The following is a 1073-nucleotide window of genomic DNA, read 5'->3' as shown; positions in this document are numbered from 1 at the left end:
GCGAAGTGGTGGGTTGGGAGCGCGCGAACTTCTTTGCACCGGAAGGTCAGAAGCCGGAATACGGGTACAGCTGGGGTAAAMAAAACTGGTTCGAGTGGTCGGCAGCCGAACACAACGCGGTGCGCAAAACCGTCGGCCTGTTTGATCAAAGTTCCTTCGCCAAGATACTGGTCCAGGGCCGCGATGCGATGTCGGTGCTCAACCGGATTTGCAGCAACAACATTGATGTCGAGCCGGGGAAGATCGTTTACACCCAGTGGCTTAATGAGCGCGGTGGTATCGAGGCCGACCTGACCGTGACACGACTTGAGAAGGAGTCGTTCCTCATCGTCACCGGTCCATGGACGCAGACTCGCGAGCTGAACTGGTTGCGCCGCAACACGCCGGACGAGGCGAATGTTGTCTACACCGATGTCACCTCGTCGATGGCCGTGATCAGCGTGATGGGTCCTAACGCCCGCAATTTGCTGCGACCGCTGACCACCGACGACCTCTCCAACGAGGGCTTCCCATTTGCCACGTCCAGGGAGATCGAACTCGGCTATGCCCGCGTACGAGCGTCACGGATTACCTACGTGGGCGAGTTGGGCTGGGAGCTGTACATCCCGACTGAATTCGCCCCGGATGTATTCGACCGAATCGTCGCGGCGGGTGAGCCCCACGGCTTGAAGTTGTGTGGTTATCACGCCCTGAACTCCCTGCGTATCGAGAAGGGCTATCGCCACTTCGGCCACGACGTGGTGGAGGAGGACACGCCGCTGGAAGCCGGGCTGTCGTTTGCTTCGGACTTCAACAAGGCCGGCGGTTTCATCGGCAAAGAGGCGTTGCTCAAGCAGAAAGCCGAAGGCGTGAAAAAACGCATGGTCCTGTTCAAGTTCCTCGACCCGGAGGCCACCAACTACCACGAAGAACCGATCTATCGGAACGGAGAAATCGTCGGCCGCACCACCTCTGGCATGTACGGCCACTTCATCGGCGGCGAGGCCACCAACTACCACGAAGAACCGATCTATCGGAACGGAGAAATCGTCGGCCGCACCACCTCTGGCATGTACGGCCACTTCATCGGCGGC

1 protein-coding gene is annotated in these 1073 nt (G+C 59.3%); it reads left to right on the top strand.

Annotation, left to right across the window (positions count from 1 at the left end; all coding sequences use genetic code 11):
• Positions 1–1073, top strand: a 1073-nt coding sequence (locus ACXRVY_RS31045; protein ID WP_458239211.1) for a glycine cleavage T C-terminal barrel domain-containing protein, incomplete at both ends; no start/stop codon positions are given.

The sequence above is a fragment of the Pseudomonas sp. P5_A2_2 genome (genome assembly GCF_054177685.1).
This window is presented reverse-complemented; position numbering and strand designations above follow the sequence as displayed.